The sequence below is a fragment of the Pseudomonas sp. P8_229 genome (assembly GCF_034008635.1).
In the GTDB taxonomy this organism is placed as follows: Bacteria; Pseudomonadota; Gammaproteobacteria; order Pseudomonadales; family Pseudomonadaceae; genus Aquipseudomonas.
Genome location: NZ_CP125378.1, coordinates 2,064,870 through 2,081,350, shown reverse-complemented (window position 1 = coordinate 2,081,350; position 16,481 = coordinate 2,064,870). Strand labels below are relative to the sequence as shown.

General features: G+C 61.2%; 17 protein-coding genes. 9 read left to right on the top strand and 8 right to left on the bottom strand.

Annotated features, from left to right (window positions below):
• Nucleotides 1-6: 6 nt before the first annotated feature.
• Together tesB and QMK55_RS09385 are read left to right on the top strand one after the other, a co-directional pair.
• Nucleotides 7-876 carry an acyl-CoA thioesterase II gene (gene tesB, locus QMK55_RS09390; RefSeq protein ID WP_025108735.1) on the top strand — a complete coding sequence of 290 codons (870 nt, stop codon included), beginning with the start codon at nucleotides 7-9 and terminating at the stop codon, nucleotides 874-876.
• A complete protein-coding gene (locus QMK55_RS09385; RefSeq protein WP_102354503.1) occupies nucleotides 873-1,466 on the top strand; it encodes an HAD family hydrolase in 594 nt (197 codons plus the stop codon). The genes tesB and QMK55_RS09385 overlap by 4 nt, the downstream gene beginning before the upstream one ends.
• Before the next feature lie 136 nt (nucleotides 1,467-1,602).
• On the opposite strand, the gene QMK55_RS09380 is transcribed toward QMK55_RS09385, so the two are convergent.
• The 3 genes from QMK55_RS09380 to QMK55_RS09370 form a co-directional block, all read right to left on the bottom strand.
• Complete coding sequence (locus QMK55_RS09380) at nucleotides 1,603-2,556, bottom strand: alpha/beta hydrolase family protein (RefSeq protein ID WP_102354502.1); 954 nt, start codon at nucleotides 2,554-2,556, stop codon at nucleotides 1,603-1,605.
• The gene (locus tag QMK55_RS09375; protein WP_320329087.1) at nucleotides 2,557-3,456 is read right to left on the bottom strand and encodes a neutral zinc metallopeptidase; all 900 of its coding nucleotides are present in this window, start codon (nucleotides 3,454-3,456) and stop codon (nucleotides 2,557-2,559) included.
• 138 nt (nucleotides 3,457-3,594) lie between these two features.
• Nucleotides 3,595-4,446, bottom strand: coding sequence for a neutral zinc metallopeptidase (locus QMK55_RS09370; protein WP_320329086.1), 852 nt, complete (start codon nucleotides 4,444-4,446; stop codon nucleotides 3,595-3,597).
• Between the two features lie 340 nt (nucleotides 4,447-4,786).
• On the opposite strand from QMK55_RS09370, the gene QMK55_RS09365 reads away from it, so the two are divergent.
• Nucleotides 4,787-5,665 (top strand): DMT family transporter, encoded by an 879-nt coding sequence (locus QMK55_RS09365; protein ID WP_320329085.1) that lies wholly within the window; start codon nucleotides 4,787-4,789, stop codon nucleotides 5,663-5,665.
• Between the two features lie 126 nt (nucleotides 5,666-5,791).
• Here the strand turns inward: QMK55_RS09365 and QMK55_RS09360 are convergent, their stop codons facing one another.
• On the bottom strand, nucleotides 5,792-7,129 hold the full coding sequence (locus QMK55_RS09360) for an MFS transporter (protein WP_102354498.1): 1,338 nt from the start codon (nucleotides 7,127-7,129) through the stop codon (nucleotides 5,792-5,794).
• 263 nt (nucleotides 7,130-7,392) lie between these two features.
• On the opposite strand from QMK55_RS09360, the gene quiC reads away from it, so the two are divergent.
• On the top strand, nucleotides 7,393-9,294 hold the full coding sequence (quiC, locus tag QMK55_RS09355) for a 3-dehydroshikimate dehydratase QuiC (RefSeq protein WP_320329084.1): 1,902 nt from the start codon (nucleotides 7,393-7,395) through the stop codon (nucleotides 9,292-9,294).
• A gap of 102 nt (nucleotides 9,295-9,396) precedes the next feature.
• Entirely contained in the window at nucleotides 9,397-10,074 is a 678-nt protein-coding gene (locus QMK55_RS09350) for a TetR family transcriptional regulator (protein ID WP_320329083.1), read from the top strand.
• Nucleotides 10,075-10,184: 110 nt separating this feature from the next.
• Here the strand turns inward: QMK55_RS09350 and QMK55_RS09345 are convergent, their stop codons facing one another.
• Both QMK55_RS09345 and aroQ read right to left on the bottom strand, forming a co-directional pair.
• The gene (locus QMK55_RS09345) at nucleotides 10,185-11,039 is read right to left on the bottom strand and encodes a shikimate dehydrogenase (RefSeq protein ID WP_102354495.1); all 855 of its coding nucleotides are present in this window, start codon (nucleotides 11,037-11,039) and stop codon (nucleotides 10,185-10,187) included.
• Nucleotides 11,036-11,485 (bottom strand): type II 3-dehydroquinate dehydratase, encoded by a 450-nt coding sequence (aroQ, locus tag QMK55_RS09340; protein WP_102354494.1) that lies wholly within the window; start codon nucleotides 11,483-11,485, stop codon nucleotides 11,036-11,038. Before aroQ ends, QMK55_RS09345 begins: the two co-directional genes overlap by 4 nt.
• A gap of 331 nt (nucleotides 11,486-11,816) precedes the next feature.
• On the opposite strand from aroQ, the gene QMK55_RS09335 reads away from it, so the two are divergent.
• Both QMK55_RS09335 and QMK55_RS09330 read left to right on the top strand, forming a co-directional pair.
• Nucleotides 11,817-12,245 (top strand): DUF4160 domain-containing protein, encoded by a 429-nt coding sequence (locus tag QMK55_RS09335; protein WP_102354493.1) that lies wholly within the window; start codon nucleotides 11,817-11,819, stop codon nucleotides 12,243-12,245.
• The gene (locus QMK55_RS09330) at nucleotides 12,242-12,688 is read left to right on the top strand and encodes a DUF2442 domain-containing protein (RefSeq protein WP_102354492.1); all 447 of its coding nucleotides are present in this window, start codon (nucleotides 12,242-12,244) and stop codon (nucleotides 12,686-12,688) included. The genes QMK55_RS09335 and QMK55_RS09330 overlap by 4 nt, the downstream gene beginning before the upstream one ends.
• A gap of 56 nt (nucleotides 12,689-12,744) precedes the next feature.
• Here QMK55_RS09330 and trmA read toward each other — a convergent pair whose 3' ends face one another.
• Complete coding sequence (gene trmA, locus QMK55_RS09325; protein ID WP_102354491.1) at nucleotides 12,745-13,824, bottom strand: tRNA (uridine(54)-C5)-methyltransferase TrmA; 1,080 nt, start codon at nucleotides 13,822-13,824, stop codon at nucleotides 12,745-12,747.
• Complete coding sequence (locus tag QMK55_RS09320; RefSeq protein WP_102354490.1) at nucleotides 13,821-15,116, bottom strand: NCS2 family permease; 1,296 nt, start codon at nucleotides 15,114-15,116, stop codon at nucleotides 13,821-13,823. Before QMK55_RS09320 ends, trmA begins: the two co-directional genes overlap by 4 nt.
• 222 nt (nucleotides 15,117-15,338) lie before the next feature.
• Between QMK55_RS09320 and QMK55_RS09315 the strand changes: the two genes are divergently transcribed.
• Complete coding sequence (locus QMK55_RS09315; RefSeq protein WP_102354489.1) at nucleotides 15,339-15,788, top strand: DUF4879 domain-containing protein; 450 nt, start codon at nucleotides 15,339-15,341, stop codon at nucleotides 15,786-15,788.
• Nucleotides 15,789-15,855: 67 nt separating this feature from the next.
• On the top strand, nucleotides 15,856-16,407 hold the full coding sequence (locus QMK55_RS09310; protein WP_102354613.1) for a DJ-1 family glyoxalase III: 552 nt from the start codon (nucleotides 15,856-15,858) through the stop codon (nucleotides 16,405-16,407).
• Nucleotides 16,408-16,481 lie beyond the last annotated feature (74 nt).

Here is a 16,481-nt window from a genome sequence, read left to right as displayed (position 1 = left end):
GTCTGAATGAGCCAAGTGTTGGATGATCTGGTCGACCTGCTGACCCTGGAGCCGATCGAGGAAAACCTGTTCCGTGGCCGCAGCCAGGACCTGGGTTTCCGTCAGTTGTTCGGTGGTCAGGTGCTCGGCCAGTCGCTGTCGGCGGCCAGTCAGACGGTTGAAGAGGCGCGCCATGTGCATTCGATGCATGGCTATTTCCTGCGCCCGGGCGATGCCAAGTTGCCGGTGGTGTATTCGGTGGATCGCGTGCGTGATGGCGGCAGCTTCAGCACCCGCCGGGTGACGGCAATCCAGAAGGGGCACCCGATCTTTACCTGCAGCGCGTCGTTTCAGTACGACGAGGAAGGCTTCGAGCACCAGAGCCAGATGCCGGTGGTGGTCGGCCCGGAAAACCTGCCGTCGGAGCTGGAACTGACCCAGCAACGCGCGCATCTGATCCCCGAGCACATGCGCGAAAAACTGCTGTGCCCGAAACCAATTGAAGTGCGCCCGGTCACCGAAAAGGACCCGTACAACCCGCAGCCGGCTGATCCGGTGAAGTACGTGTGGTTCCGTGCCGACGGTGCTCTGGCCGATATTCCGGCGTTGCACAAATACCTGCTGGCCTACGCCTCGGACTTCGGCCTGCTGACCACCTCGATGCTGCCCCACGGCAAGTCGGTCTGGCAGAAAGACATGCAGGTCGCCAGCCTCGATCACGCGCTGTGGTTCCACAACGATCTGCGCGCCGATGACTGGCTGCTCTACGCGATGGACAGCCCGTGGGCCGGCAATTCCCGTGGCTTCTCCCGTGGCAGCGTGTACAACCGCGCCGGGCAACTGGTGGCGTCGGTGACCCAGGAAGGCTTGATTCGTCACCGCAAGGATTGGGCATGAGCCTGAGCGATGTGAAGCACTGGGTGTTCGACATGGACGGCACCCTGACCGTCGCGGTGCACGATTTTGCAGCGATCCGCGTGGCGCTGGCGATTCCGCCCGAGGACGACATTCTCACCCATCTCGCGGCGCTGCCGACCGATGAAGCTGCAGCGAAGCATGCGTGGCTGCTGGAGCATGAGCGTGATCTGGCGCTGGGTTCAAAACCGGCGACGGGAGCGGTGGAGCTGGTGCGCGACCTGCACGGGCGCGGTTATCGCCTTGGCATCCTGACGCGCAATGCACGGGAGCTGGCGCATGTGACGCTCGAAGCGATTGGCCTGGCCGACTGCTTCGCGGTGGAAGATGTACTGGGCCGCGATGAAGCTCCGCCCAAGCCGCATCCTGGCGGGTTGCTGAAACTGGCCGAGGCCTGGAAGGTGCCGGCCAGCGAGATGGTGATGGTCGGTGATTACCGCTTCGATCTGGATTGCGGGCGAGCGGCCGGGGCGCGGACGGTGTTGGTGAATTTGCCGGATAACCCGTGGCCGGAGCTGACGGATTGGCATGCACAGGATTGTGTGGCGTTGCGGCAGATGCTTTCGGCCTGAGATCTTCGGTGCCTGCCAGATTGCCTTCGCGAGCAAGCCCGCTCCCACAGTTTGATCGCATTCATCCAGGGGGAATGCACTCCCCCTGTGGGAGCAGGCTTGCTCGCGAAGAGGCCAGAACTGCCACCGCAAGGATTTACTGATCGAACAGGGCCTTCTGCCCCTCCGGCGACGTCAGCATCCCATCACCGTTATGCCCCACCCCCGGCACCTCGACCAGCCGCTGATTGACCCCTTCCGGATGGCGGCGCAGCAGGTAGCCGAAAAACAGTTTGCCGCGTTCCAGGCGATACGCGCCCTGGGCTTCGGCGGCGCAACTCTTGTCCAGCGCCGGATGCTGCGGGTCGATGTCCTGCTGGCCGAGCAGATAAATCACCTCGCGCTTGATGTAACTGCTTTCAAGCTGCAACGGCGTTTGTCCACCGGCGTACACCGGCATGTCGCTCAGACCGTACTTCCAGCGATTGAAGCCCGGGCACTGTGCGTGATCGAAGGCCACCGGCCGCTGTTCATTGAAATAAGCGTACGACGACGGGTTAGCCACCACATACCGCAGACGAATGCCGTTGGCTTTCAGCGCCGGCTGATCCTTGGCGAGCAGGGCGTAGCGCTGCACCACTTGACCGCCACCGGAATGGCCGAAAATCACGATCTGCTGCACATCCGGAAACTGCTTGCGATCGCTGATCCGGGCGACGATTTCGTCCAGTGCAGCGTAGGAACTCAGCGGGTTCGGCCCTGTGGATAACCCGCCACCCATCCACTCGTTGCCTTTCCAGCGCAACAACGTGTTCGGCAGGGAATACAGGGCGACGTCACTTTCGTTGAGAAACTGCGGAGCGATCACCAGCGTGTGCGCGGTTTGCCCGGCCAGTTCGGCGGCGCTCTCGGCGCTTTTGCGATAGGTCTCGGCATTGCGCAGACGACCGTGAATGACGATCAGCACCCGTTCGATCTTCTCCGGAGCCGGGCCGATGCCGACGGCCATTTCCCCGGCCTTCAGTTGCAGGCGCCCGGGACTGATCGCATCGACGCCGGCGGCCTGGGCACTGCCGCCGATGATCAGTAAAGCCAAAAGCCATTTGCGCATTTACAGGTTTTTCGCGGCAAAGGTATCGCACTGGCCGACCTGGCCCTGGGCGAATCCGGTTTTGAACCAGCGCACTCGTTGCGCCGACGTACCATGGGTAAACGAGTCCGGCACTACGCGGCCTTGACCCTGTTGTTGCAGGCGATCATCACCGATGGCGTTGGCCGCGTTCAAGGCTTCTTCGACGTCACCGGGTTCCAGCCAGTTCAGGCGCTTCTGCGCATGGTAGGCCCAGACGCCGGCCAGGCAGTCGGCCTGCAATTCCTGACGCACCAGCAAACCGCCATCGCCCTGCATCTGCCGACCCTGCTGGCGCGCGGCCTGAATTTTCGCCGAGACGCCGAGCAGCGTCTGCACATGGTGGCCGACTTCGTGCGCGATCACGTAGGCCTGGGCGAAGTCGCCGGCGGCCTTGAAGCGCTGGGCCATTTCCTGGAAGAACGCCATGTCCAGATAGACTTTCTGATCCGCCGGGCAATAGAACGGGCCGGTGGCCGAGGTGGCCAGACCGCAGGCGGAATTCACCCGGTTGCTGAACAGCACCAGGGTCGGGTCCTTATATTGGCGCCCGGCCTGCTGGAAGATCGCACCCCAGGTGTCTTCGGTGTCGCCCAGGATCGAGCGGACGAATTCGGCCTGTTGGTCATTGGCCGGTGGCGCCTGGCGGGTTTGCGTCGTGGCCGGTGCCGATTGCTCGGTCATCTGCCCGGTGAGCTGGCCGAGGATCTGCAAAGGGTCCTGTCCGGTGATCCAGCCGATGCCGACGATCAGCAGAATCGCCCCGAGGCTCAGGCCCTTGCCGCCACCGAAACGCATGCCACCGCCACCGCCACCGCTGTCGCCTTCATCACCCCGGGCGTCGACGACGTTGTCACTGCGTCGGCCTTTTTTCCATAGCATGTGGGAATCCTCTATTTGTGCAGGGTGAACGTTGCGTGGTGATGAGTGTTGCTGGTGCGCGGAAGCGGCGCCAGTCCGGTCGTCAGACAGCCGGGCGGTGCGACGGTTCTGCACCGGCGCGTCCGCGCGCGTCCAAGGTTACAGCTTCGCGGCGTTGAAAGTATCGCAGGCATCGATACGACCGCTGTCGAATCCGGAGGTGAACCAGTCACTGCGTTGCGTCGATGTACCATGACTGAAGGTCTCCGGACGGACTGTCTGATTGCGCGCACGTTGCAAAAAGTCGTCGCCGAAGGTGGTCGCGGCATTCAAGGCGGCTTCGATGTCGCCAGGCTCCAGCCAGGCCAGACGTTGTTGCGCGTGGTGGGCCCAGACTCCAGCCAGGCAATCGGCCTGCAACTCGGCACGTACCTCGAGGCCGGCATCGCCAGTGAAGGGGCGGCGGGCCGCCAGGGCCTCTTCGAACGGTCTGGAAAGGCCCAGCTCAAGCTGCACGTGATGACCGACTTCATGGGCGATGATGAAGGCCTGGGCGAAGTCGCCGACTACCGAAAACTGCCGAGCCATCTGGGCGAAGAACTGCGGGTCGAGATAAATCCGTGTGTTCTCCGGGCAGAAGAACGGGCCGCTGGACGCAGCAGCATATCCACAGCCCGACACTACGCCGTCGCTGAATACCGTCAGCGTAGGGGCCGGGTAGTGGCGTCCGGTTTGGGCAAACAACTGTTTCCAGGTGTCTTCAGTGTCCCCGAGGATCGATTCGATGAAATGCAGTTGAGTCTCCTCGGGCGATAAGGTCTGTAACAGTGTCTGTTCATGGGGGGCGGAGGGGGCTTCAGGCCCGTTGCTGAATGTCGAATAAAGCGCTGCACCAGCCAGTATGCTGGCGGCCAGGCCGGTGCCGATGATTTTCCCTGTGGGGCGGCGGGCATCCTTGCCCTGTCGAGTATCGTCGACGTTATCGCTGCGTCGTGCTTTGTTCCATAACATAGTGGTGCTCTCTGATCGGTTGATGGGCATTATTGCCGTGCCTATGAATAGCGGCAGCGGTCGGCACTTGCAGGACGATTCTGTAAGCGAGCGTAAGGCGTTATTTGCCTGAAAGATGAAAGTGGCTTTTTTCGGTATTAACTTGTCGAAAAGTCCGACGTCCCAATGGGCATCGGATTGGCCGCATGTGTTGGACGCAAGGGGCATGGACCAAGCCTTCGTGCAGTGGCTGAGGTATTTGCTGACGATGTCGTGCGCTATTCGCCCACTATTTCGATTGTTGTCTGTGAGAGTCTGACGCCGGGCTCTAGATTGTTGCGCAGTGTTTACAGGAGAGCCCATGACCGTCAGCACACCGTTATCCGGCGTCAACCAACCCTTCAAAGGGATCTTGCTGATTGTCCTGGCCACCTTTCTGTTTTCCAGTCATGACGCGCTGTCGAAATACCTGTCCGGTTTCTATCCGATCGTGATGGTGGTCTGGGCGCGTTATCTGGTGCATACCTTGTTGATGGCGGGAATCTTTCTGCCGCAGTCGGGGTTGCGGGTGCTGCGCACCAAGCGACCGTCATGGCAGTTGGCGCGGGCATTGTGCCTGTTGGGCACCAGTCTGTTTTTCACCACCGCGCTGCTGTACATCCCGCTGGCCGAAGCCACGGCGGTCAACTTTCTCGCGCCAGTGCTGGTCACGGCGCTGTCGGTGCCGTTGCTCAAGGAACGGGTGACGCGCGGCCAGTGGATCGCGGTGATCTGTGGGTTCATCGGCGTGCTGATCATCGTCCACCCGGGCGGTGAGTTGTTCACCCCGGCGGTGCTGCTGCCGTTCTGCTCGGCGCTGTTCTTCTGCTTCTATCAACTGCTCACCCGCAAGCTCAGCGAATTCGACAGTCCGACCACCAGTAACTTTTTCGCCGGCCTGTGCAACACGCTGGTGATGAGCGCGCTGGTGCCGTTCTTCTGGCAAGTACCGAGCCTGGGGCACGGGGTGTTGATGCTGGCGCTGGGCACCTGCGGGATGACTGCGCACCTGTTTCTGACCCAGGCGTTCCGCCACGCCGCGCCGGCCTTGCTGGCGCCGTTTGGCTACTGCCAGATCGTGTTTGCGGGGTTGCTGGGCTGGGTGGTGTTCAATCACACGCCGAGTCTTTTGACGGTGATCGGGATCGCGGTGATTTGTTGCAGTGGCCTGGCGGCAGCCTGGCAGCAAAGCCGCCGCTGATGAAACGCAGATCCCTGTGGGAGCGGGCTTGCTCGCGAAGGCGGTGTTTCAGTCGGCATTTTCAATGACTGACAGGACGCTTTCGCGAGCAAGCCCGCTCCCACAGGGGGGATGTGGTGCAGGCAGTTACTCGGTAACGGTAGGAATCTTGCGCGGCGCCATGAAATACATCCATGTCAGCGCCAGGAAGTACATCGCCGGAATCAGCGTGAACAGCACCGTGTAGTTGTTATTGGTGACGGTCAGGATGTGGCCGACGATCTGGGTCATGAACATCCCGCCGATCGCGGCGCACATGCCGCCGAAGCCGAACACCGTGCTCATCATGTGCTTGGGCGTGTAGTCCATCACCAGGCTCCAGATGTTCGCGGTCCAGGCCTGATGCGCGCCGATCGCCAGGGAAATCGCCGCCACCGCGACCCACAGGTTGCTCGAACCGGCCGCCATGATCACGCCGATGATGCAGCAGGCGAACAGGAACATCGACAGCAGCCGCGCCTTGATCGAGTTCATGCCGCGACCGATCAGGAACGAAGACAGAATGCCGCCGCCGACACTGCCGAAGTCGGCCGTCACGTAGATGATGATCAGCGGGATGCCCATCTGGGTCACGTTGATGCCCAGGTTGTATTGCTGATTGAGAAACGGCGGTAGCCAGTACAGGTAGAACCAGAACACCGGCGCCGTCAGCGAGTAGGCAAGGGCGAAGGCCCAGGTGCCACGCATGCGCAGGATGCGCGAGAACGGTACGCGGGCGTGTTCCGGTTCGACTTCCTGCTGGATGTAGTCCAGTTCCGATTGTTTAACGCCTGGATGGTCTTCCGGGTTGAAGTACTTCAGGCCCCAGAACAGCAGCCAGATCCCGCCCAGCGCCGACATGCACAGGAACGCCGCCTGCCAGCCCCACACGTGGAGGATCAGCGGCAGCAGCATCGGCGTGAACATTGCGCCGACGTTAGTGCCGGCGTTGAAGATGCCGGTGGCGACCGCACGTTCACCGGCCGGGAACCACAGGCGCGTGGTTTTCACGCAGGCCGGGTAGTTGGCTGCTTCGGTCAGACCGAGGATGAAGCGGCAGACCATGAAGCCGACGGCCGACGTCGCCAGGCCGTGGGCACCGGTGGCCAGGCTCCAGAGCAGCACCGCGCAGAAGAACACGCGTTTGACGCCGACACGGTCGATCAGGCGTCCCTGCAGGACGAAGCCGATGGCGTAGCCGACCTGAAACCAGAAGTTGATGTTGGCGTAGTCCATCGCCGTCCAGCTCATTTCCTTGGCGAGGATCGGCTGCATGACGCCGAGGGCGGCGCGGTCGATGTAGTTCAGGGTCGTGGCGAAAAACACCAGCGCCAGCATGCCCCAACGGGTCTTGCCGACGGCCATGGCGCCGCGGATCTTATCGCCGATGCCACCCGTGGCAGTGCTCATGGCCGGGGCCATGCGGGAAGTCTGTGAAGGAATCATTGTTCCACCCGTTTTTGAATTTGTTATGTGGTGTTGTTTGCAAGGCACTGCGACCGAGGGTTCACATCCGGACTCAATGTGACGTCGATGGTGGGCAGTGGACGAAAAATCGTCAATTCGTCGAAACGCCTTAGTGTTCGATAATCGCACGCAAAACTAACCGGGTAGTACACTTTAAATTGCTGTGCGCAGTCATGCAGCCAATAATTTACGGACGATAAAAACATCCCTGACTCAGAGCAGTGCAGACCGGGAGTTCAAGCATGCAGCGTTCCATTGCCACCGTTTCCCTGAGCGGCACCCTGCCGGAAAAGCTCGAAGCCATCGCCGCCGCCGGGTTCGACGGCGTCGAGATCTTCGAAAACGATCTGCTGTATTACGACGGCAGCCCTCGGGAAATCCGGCAGATGTGCGCTGACCTGGGCATTGCGATCACCCTGTTCCAGCCGTTTCGCGACTTCGAAGGCTGCCGGCGCGAGCGTCTGGCGCGCAACCTGGAGCGGGCCGAGCGCAAGTTCGACCTGATGCAGGAACTGGGTACCGACCTGGTGCTGGTGTGCAGCAACGCCTCGGCGGACAGCGTCGGCGATCGGCAGATTCTCGTCGATGACCTGCGGCTGCTGGCTGAACATGCGGACGCTCGCGGGCTGCGCATCGGCTATGAAGCGCTGGCCTGGGGTCGGCACGTCAATACCTATCAACAGGTCTGGGACATCGTGCGCGAGGTCGATCACTCGGCGCTCGGCGTGCTGCTCGACAGCTTCCACACCTTGTCGCTGAAAGGCGATCCAGGCGCGATTGCGGACATTCCCGGCGACAAGATCTTCTTCGTGCAAATGGCCGATGCGCCGATTCTCGCCATGGATGTACTGGAGTGGAGCCGGCATTTCCGCTGCTTCCCGGGGCAGGGCGAATTCGATCTGCCGGGGTTTCTCGCGCCGATCATCCAGAGCGGTTACACCGGGCCGTTATCGCTGGAAATTTTCAATGATGGCTTCCGCGCTGCGCCGCCACGGGCCAACGCCGCCGACGGTCTGCGTTCGCTGCTGTATCTGGAGGAGAAAACCCGTCAGCGTCTGGAACAACAAGTCCCCCCGGTGGCTAACCGCGAAATCCTTTTCGAAACACCGAAGGCCAGCGAGTACAACGGTATCGAGTTTCTCGAGTTCGCCGTTGACGAAAGCCTCGGCGCCAAACTGACGAACTGGCTGGAACGCCTGGGCTTCGTCAAGGCCGGACAGCACCGTTCCAAGAGCGTGAGTCTGCTGCGTCAAGGCGACATTAATCTGATCCTCAACGCTGAGCCGTATTCGTTCGGCCACAGTTTTTTCGAGGCCCATGGCCCGTCACTGTGCGCCACTGCCGTGCGGGTCAAGGACAGCGCCAGTGCCCTGGCCCGCGCGGTCGCCTACAAGGGCCAGCCCTATCGCGGACTGGTCGGCCCCAATGAACTTGAGCTGGCCGCCGTACGCGCGCCGGACGGCAGCCTGATTTATCTGGTGGATGAGGCGGCGGACGTCTATGGCACCGACTTCAATCTGTTGCCAGATGCCGTCGCCCGTGGCGGCCTCAAGCGCATCGACCACATGGCCATGGCGTTGCCGGCCGACAGCCTCGACAGTTGGGTGCTGTTCTACAAGAGCCTGCTGGATTTCGAGGCCGACGATGAAGTGGTGCTGCCTGACCCTTACGGTCTGGTGAAGAGCCGCGCGTTGCGCAGCCGCGACAGCTCGATCCGCCTGCCGCTGAACATCTCCGAGAACCGCAACACCGCGATCTCCCATGCGCTGTCGAGTTATCGCGGTTCCGGTGTGCATCACATCGCCTTCGATTGTGACGATATCTTCGCCGAAGTCAGTCGCGCCAAAGAGGCTGGAGTGCCGCTGCTGGATATCCCGCTCAACTATTACGACGACCTCGCTGCGCGCTTCGATTTTGATGACGAGTTCCTCAGCGAACTGGCGTATTACAACGTGCTCTACGACCGTGATGCGCAGGGCGGCGAGCTGTTCCATGTGTACACCGAGCCGTTCGAAGGGCGCTTCTTCTTCGAGATCATCCAGCGTAAAAACGGTTACGCCGGTTACGGTGCGGCGAACGTCGCGGTGCGTCTGGCAGCAATGGCCAAATCACGCAGCGGAGCGGTGCGCCAGGCGAAGTTGTAGGAAATTCGTAAGCGCGGGATTAAACACGGGCCACGTGGCTTCCTTCACTGTGCGGCGCGGCCCATAATCGCCAACCTGTGCAGTGATGGCCGTGAGCCCGCAATGACAATGACATCAGAACTCCCCGCCGCTCCCGTCGTATCAGGCATGGAGCCGCGCAAGAGTCGCAAAAACAACCCGGAAAAGACCCGCGAGAACATCCTGCAGGAGGCGATTGTCGAGTTCGTCCAGCAGGGGTTGTCCGGCGCCCGCGTCGACGCGATCGCCGAGCGTATCCACACCTCCAAACGCATGATCTATTACTACTTCGGCAGTAAGGAGCAGTTGTACGTCGAGGTGCTGGAGAAACTCTACGGCGACATCCGCAGCACCGAAAACCGCTTGCACCTGGCCGAGTTGCCGCCGGTGGTGGCGATCCGGCGGCTGGTGGAATTCACCTTCGATCACCACGATCGCAACGTCGATTTCGTGCGCATCGTCTGCATCGAAAATATCCACAACGCCGAGTTCGTGAAGCGCTCCGACGCGATCAAGGCGATGAACAACACCATCCTCGATTCGCTGGGCGAGATTTTGCGCCATGGCGCCGAGGAGGGGGTGTTCCGCCGCGGTTTGAATGCCTTGGACGTGCATTTGCTGATCAGCTCGTTTTGCTTCTATCGCGTCTCGAACCGCCACACGTTCGGTGAGATCTTTCAGATCGACCTGCCGGACGAAGCCATCAAGCAGCGCCATCGCGAGATGATCTGCGAGTCGGTGTTGCGCTACTTGCAGCTGTAACACTATTCCTGTGGGAGCGAGCCTGCTCGCGAAAGCATACTGTCAGTCAATGCATCTGTTAGCTGACACACCGCTTTCGCGAGCAGGCTCGCTCCCACAAGGGCGGTAATTCAGTCATTCATGCTTTGAAAATGCGCGAGCATTCGCTGCGCATCCGGCACCACGCCGCTGAACAGCTCAAACGCCTTCACCGCTTGAAACACTGCCATGTTGCCACCGTCCAGCGTGCGGCAACCCAAGGCGCGGGCGTTGCGCAGCAGTTCGGTTTCCAGCGGGAAATACACGATCTCCGCGACCCACAATTCCTTGCGCAGCAGTTCGACTGGCACCGGCATGCCCGGTAGTTTGGCCATGCCCATCGGCGTGGTGTTCACCAGACCATCGGCCTGATTCAGTGTGCCCGGCAGGTCTTGCCCGGCGACGGCGCGACCGAAGCCGAAATGCTGATTGAGGTTGTTCGCCAGACTTTCGGCGCGCTCGCGGTCGACGTCGAAAATGCTCAGTTGCTGGACGCCTTCGCTCAGCAGCGCGTGGGCCACGGCTGCCCCCGCACCGCCAGCGCCCATCTGGACGACATGCGCTCGGGCAGCATCCTTCAAGCCGCGACGAAAACCTTCGGCAAAGCCCAGACAATCGGTGTTGTGGCCGATGCGTTTGCCGTCCTTGAGCACCACGGTATTGACCGCGCCGATGCCCCGGGCTTCCGGCGACAGTTCATCGAGCAGCGCAAGGATCGCTTGCTTGCACGGAAACGTGATGTTCAGGCCCGTGTAGTTCATCCGCTCCGCCGCCAGCAGCAGGTCGGGCAGGGCGTTGCTGTCCAGGTGCAACTGATCGAGGTCGATCAGGCGATACAAGTAGCGCAAGCCCTGGGCGTCACCTTCGTGTTCATGCAGCGATGGCGTGCGCGAGGCCTGAATGCCTGCGCCGATCAGGCCGGCCAGTATTACCGGTTTGCGGGTCATGCTGCGCGCCCCTTCAGCCGTTGCCTGAAGTGTTCCAGGGCCAGGCGATAGCCATGACTGCCGAAGCCGCACATCACCGCCGTGGCGATCGCCGAGACGAACGAGTGATGCCGGAACGGCTCGCGTGCATGGACGTTGGACAGGTGCACTTCGATCACCGGCAACTCACTGGCGACCAGCGCGTCGCGGATCGCCACCGAGGTGTGAGTCCAGGCCGCCGGGTTGATCACGATCCCGGCACAGCGTCCGCGTGCAGCGTGAATCCAGTCGAGCAATTCGCCTTCGTGATTGGTCTGGCGAAACTCCACGGCCAGGCCGAATTCTTCGGCGGCGCGGCCGCACAGTGCAGAGATATCAGCCAGGGTTTCGTGACCGTAAGTCGCCGGTTCACGGGTGCCGAGCAGGTTCAGGTTCGGGCCGTTGAGCACCAGAACGATAGGGGGCATGGGGGCAAACTCCACTTATTGTTGTTGGCTTGGGCCGAGGGTTTCAGCCTGTGGAGGTAAAATGTACTAGATGGTTACCATGGTCAATTGCAGTGCTTGAACCCGGGGGGTTTTTGTTCGGTGATCGCACACAAGCCATTTTTGTGGACAGGGTTGTTCTAATTGTAACGACAGCTTTGCTTACGTTTTCCTTCGAAGGTTTACCGACTCCTGACCCGTGCCAACGCTAGCCTGAGAGTGGTGAGAAGTAGCGCTTGCTGTGCAGCTCCGGTCGTCGGATTTGAAAAGATCATCGAATCCTGAAACTTATTAACCTAACGGATGGGTTAGCATGAAGGTATGCAGCTACAAGGGATTGTCGATACGCATCATGCTGCGAGGTGAACATTGCCCACCGCACGCTCATGTGGATGCGGGTGCCTGGAATGCCCGATTGCAGTTCAGCTTCTGGCACAACGACATTGATCTGTGGGATGTCGTGCCGATTTCTCGTCGACCGCCGATGGCCGTGCTGCAAGGCTTGTGTCGATCACTGGGGCAAACTGCTCATTTGCGTCGCGCACGAGGGATCTGGTGGTCAGGCGTGCGGACCGTTTGTCTCGACAATCAGGTGTGGGACTGCAAATCAAACGAAGTTCCCGTGATGAAACCTGTTACCGAGACGACCTACAGGATCGGTGCCGCGCGCTATGAGCCAGAAGAAGACAAAGTGCTTCTGACATTGGTCGGCAAACTGGAAGGAGTTGAAATCCATTTATGAAAATCATCAAGGCCAAGCCGTCTGTACCTCGTCCAATGACGGAAGACATGCTCGATGCAGCCATAAAGCGTGGCGAAACACGACAAGCCAGCAGTTTGCAGGCTGTTTCGGTGAGCTTTGAAAAACCATCGCTGGTCATCCGTTTTGATGACGGTAGCGGTGTGTTACTGCCGGTGGATCAGTATCCGGAGTTCGACGGGTTTGAGGCAGGCGACTATGAGGGAGTGACAGTCGGTTTCGCAGGCACTGCGCTTTGCCATGAGGGCAAAGACCTCGATGTTTCCATTGCCGGGATGATTTCGGCGAGCCCGTCACTCATGAGGATGGCGGCTTCGGTGGTTGCTTCGCGTAACGGTCGTCAAAGCAGTGCTGCGAAGTCTGAAGCTGCACGCGCGAATGGCAAAAAGGGCGGGCGCCCCCGTAAAACCGATATCGCACCGTGAGCACCCACAAAAAAGCCGTCAATCACGACGGCTTTTTTGCATCCGGGAACCGGCAATCAACGCCGGGTCAGCAACACTCCGGACTCCATGTGATGCGTCCACGGGAACTGGTCGAACAGCGCGCAGCGGGTGATGCGGTGCGTGTCGTGCAGTTGGGCGATGTTGGCCGCCAGGGTTTCCGGGTTGCAGGAGATGTACAGGATGTTGTCGAAACGCCGGGTCAGCTCGCAGGTGTCCGGGTCCATGCCGGCGCGCGGCGGGTCGACGAACACGCTGCCGAACTCGTAGCTTTTCAGGTCGATGCCTTGCAGGCGACGGAACGGGCGCACGTCGTTCAGTGCTTCGGTCAGCTCTTCGGCGGACAGGCGCACCAGCGTGACGTTATCCACAGCGTTTTCGCTGAGGTTGCTCAATGCGGCGTTGACCGAGGTCTTGCTGATCTCGGTGGCCAGCACTTTGCGCACGCGCGTGGCGAGCGGCAGGGTGAAGTTGCCGTTGCCGCAGTACAGCTCCAGCAGGTCGTCGCTGCGATCGCCGAGTGCTTCGTATGCCCAGTTCAACATCTTCTGGTTCACGGTGCCGTTAGGCTGAGTGAACGCGCCTTCCGGTTGGCGATAGCTGAAGGTGCGGCCGCCGACGTCGAGTTTCTCGACCACGTAATCGAGGCCGAGCACTTCGCGTTTGCCCTTCGAGCGACCAATGATGCTGACGTTGAGATCAGCGGCCAACTGAGTAGCCGCCGCATGCCAGTGCTCGTCCAGCGGACGGTGGTAGCACAGGGTGATCATCGCGTCGCCGGCCAGGGTGGTCAGGAACTCCACCTGAAACAGCTTGTGGCTCAGAGCTGAGCTTGCCTGCCAGGCAGCCTTGAGCTGCGGCATCAACTGGTTGATGCGCAGGCTGGCAATCGGAAACTCTTCGATCAGGATCGGCGTGCGTTTGTCGTCCTGGGAGAACATTGCGTAGTGCCGCTCACCGGCCTCGCGCCACAGGCGGAACTCGGCGCGCAGGCGGAAGTTCTGCAGCGGCGAGTCGAACACCGTCGGCTCCGGCGCATCGAACGGGGCGAGCAGGTCACGCAATCGCGTGACCTTGTCTTCGAGCTGAGTGGCGTAGGCCTGGGAATCGAAAGTCATGCGTTGAACCAACCCAACTTGATCACAAACAGAATCGACAGGATCACCAGCGCCGGGTTCAGCTCACGGGCGCGGCCCGACAGCAGCTTGATCACGGTCCAGGAAATGAAGCCGAACGCGATGCCGTTGGCGATCGAGTAAGTGAATGGCATTGCCAGCGCAGTGACGACCACTGGCGCGGCAACAGTAATGTCTTCCCAGTCTATTTCCGCCAGGCCCGACGTCATCAGCACGGCGACGAACAGCAGCGCTGGAGCGGTGGCGAAGGCCGGCACGCTGGCCGCCAGTGGCGAGAAGAACAGCGCCAGCAGGAACAGGATCGCAACGACGACGGCCGTCAGACCGGTACGCCCGCCAGCACTCACGCCAGCAGCGGATTCGATGTAGCTGGTGGTGGTCGAGGTACCCAGCAGCGAACCGGCCATGGCTGCGGTGCTGTCGGCGATCAGAGCACGGCCCATTTTCGGCATGTGGCCGTCCTTGCCCATCAGGCCGGCGCGCTTGGCGACGCCGATCAGGGTACCGGAGTTGTCGAACAGGTCGACGAACAGGAAGGCGAAGATCACGCTGACCAGACCGATGTCCAAGGCGCCCTTGATGTCCAGTTGCATGAAGGTCGGGGCCAGCGAAGGAGGCATCGAGGTCACGCCGCCGAACGGGGTGAAACCCATGGCGATGGACACGATGGTTACTGCCAGAATGCCGATCAGTACCGCACCGCGCACTTTCAGGGCTTCGAGGGCGACGATCAGGGCGAAGCCGAGGGTGGCGAGGATCGGCGCCGGGGCTTTCAGGTCACCGAGGCCGACCATGGTCGCCGGGTTGCTGACCACGATGCCGGCGTTGTGCAGGGCGATCAGGGCCAGGAACAGGCCAATACCGGCGGCAATCGCCGAACGCAATGGCAGCGGGATGCTGTTGATGATCCATTCGCGGATGCGGAAGATCGACAGCAGGAAGAAGCACACCGCCGAGATGAACACCGCGCCCAGCGCCACTTGCCAGGTGTGGCCCATGTGCAGAACCACGGTGTAGGTAAAGAAAGCGTTCAGGCCCATGCCCGGTGCGAGGGCGATCGGGTAGTTGGCGATCAGGCCCATGATGGTCGAGCCGATGGCGGCTGCCAGACAGGTGGCGACAAACACCGCGCCCTTGTCCATGCCGGTCTCGCCGAGGATGCTCGGGTTGACGAACAGAATGTAGGCCATGGCCAGGAAGGTCGTGACGCCCGCCAGAATCTCGGTACGCACGTTGGTGTTGTGTGCCTTGAGTTGAAACAGCCTTTCCAGCATGTCTGCTCCCCGTGGCGCGCGCGGCGCCGTGAATGTATCGACCTCAACAGCAAAGCACAGACCGTCGCAAGCGCCTGGGAATTTGTGGTGGGCCGGAAAAAGCCGCGCATCATACCAGCAGCGTGAGGAATATGGCGGTTGTTGGTGCCGAACGTCGTCGAAGTTTTGCCACAGGGCCAACTGCGCCATACTGCGCGCTGATTTTTTCGGGATGGGAAACGCATGAGCGCGCGCGGGATGAAGGCTTGGGGGTTGATTGCAGCGCTGATGGTCGGGGCGCCCGTGGCACTTGCCGCCTCGGCGCAGCCATTGACGCAAGTGAAAGTCATCAAGGTCCAGTCGCCGGCGTGTGGCCTGGAAGACATCGGTGATGGACAGACCCAGACCCAATGCAATCACGCCGGACCGAGCATCAAGGTGTATGTGCTGGAAGTCGGCTATGGCCAGAATCAGCCACACGCCACGCTGGACGGTTTTGAAGTGAATGGCACCCGGGCCCCGGTGTGCGCCTTCGATAACGGCAACCTGACCGAGTGCACGCCCGGTCGCAATACCGTCGGCTCGCTGTATACCTTCGATCTGGCGGGCAAGCAGGAAGGCACTTTCACCTTCAGCAATACCTCGATCAACGCGCCACGCAACACGATGTCGACCCAGCTTTACATCAAGTAACGGCTGTCACCGAACAGGGCAGGGCAAAGCTGACTACGCTTGGAAGATCACCCAGCGGATGGCGGCCATGACCTCTAGAGCCCTGATTACCCTCGCCGAGGGCATCGATGATCTGCAATGCGTGACCCTGATCGACGTGCTGCGCCGCGCCGGCGTCGAAGTGGTGGCAGCCAGCATCGAAGGTCGGCGCATGCTGACCTGCGCGCGCGGCACGCGCCTGACGGCGGATGGCATGCTGGTCGACGTGCTGGCGCAGACTTTTGACCTGATCGTCCTGCCCGGCGGCGCCATCGGCGCCCAGCACCTGGCGGCGCATCAGCCGCTGCAACAGCTGCTCAAGGATCAGGCCAGCGCCGGACGCCTGTTCGCCGCCATCGCCGAATCCCCGGCCATCGCTCTGCAAGCCTCAGGCTTATTACGCCAACGGCGCATGACCTGCCTGCCGAGTGCCAGCCATCAACTGTCGGGTTGTACGTTTGTTGATCAACCGGTGGTGGTCGACGGCAATTGCATTACCGCCCAGGGCTCTGGCGGCGCACTGGCGTTTGCCCTGACGCTGGTGGAGCAGCTTGGCGGCAAGGCGTTGCGGGCCAAGGTGGCGGGGGAGATGCTGGTTTGAAGGGATCAGGCGTGGGCGGCAATAGGCGGGTTGTGCATGGGCATGAGCCCGCCTCCTGTCGGTGATCGTCCAGA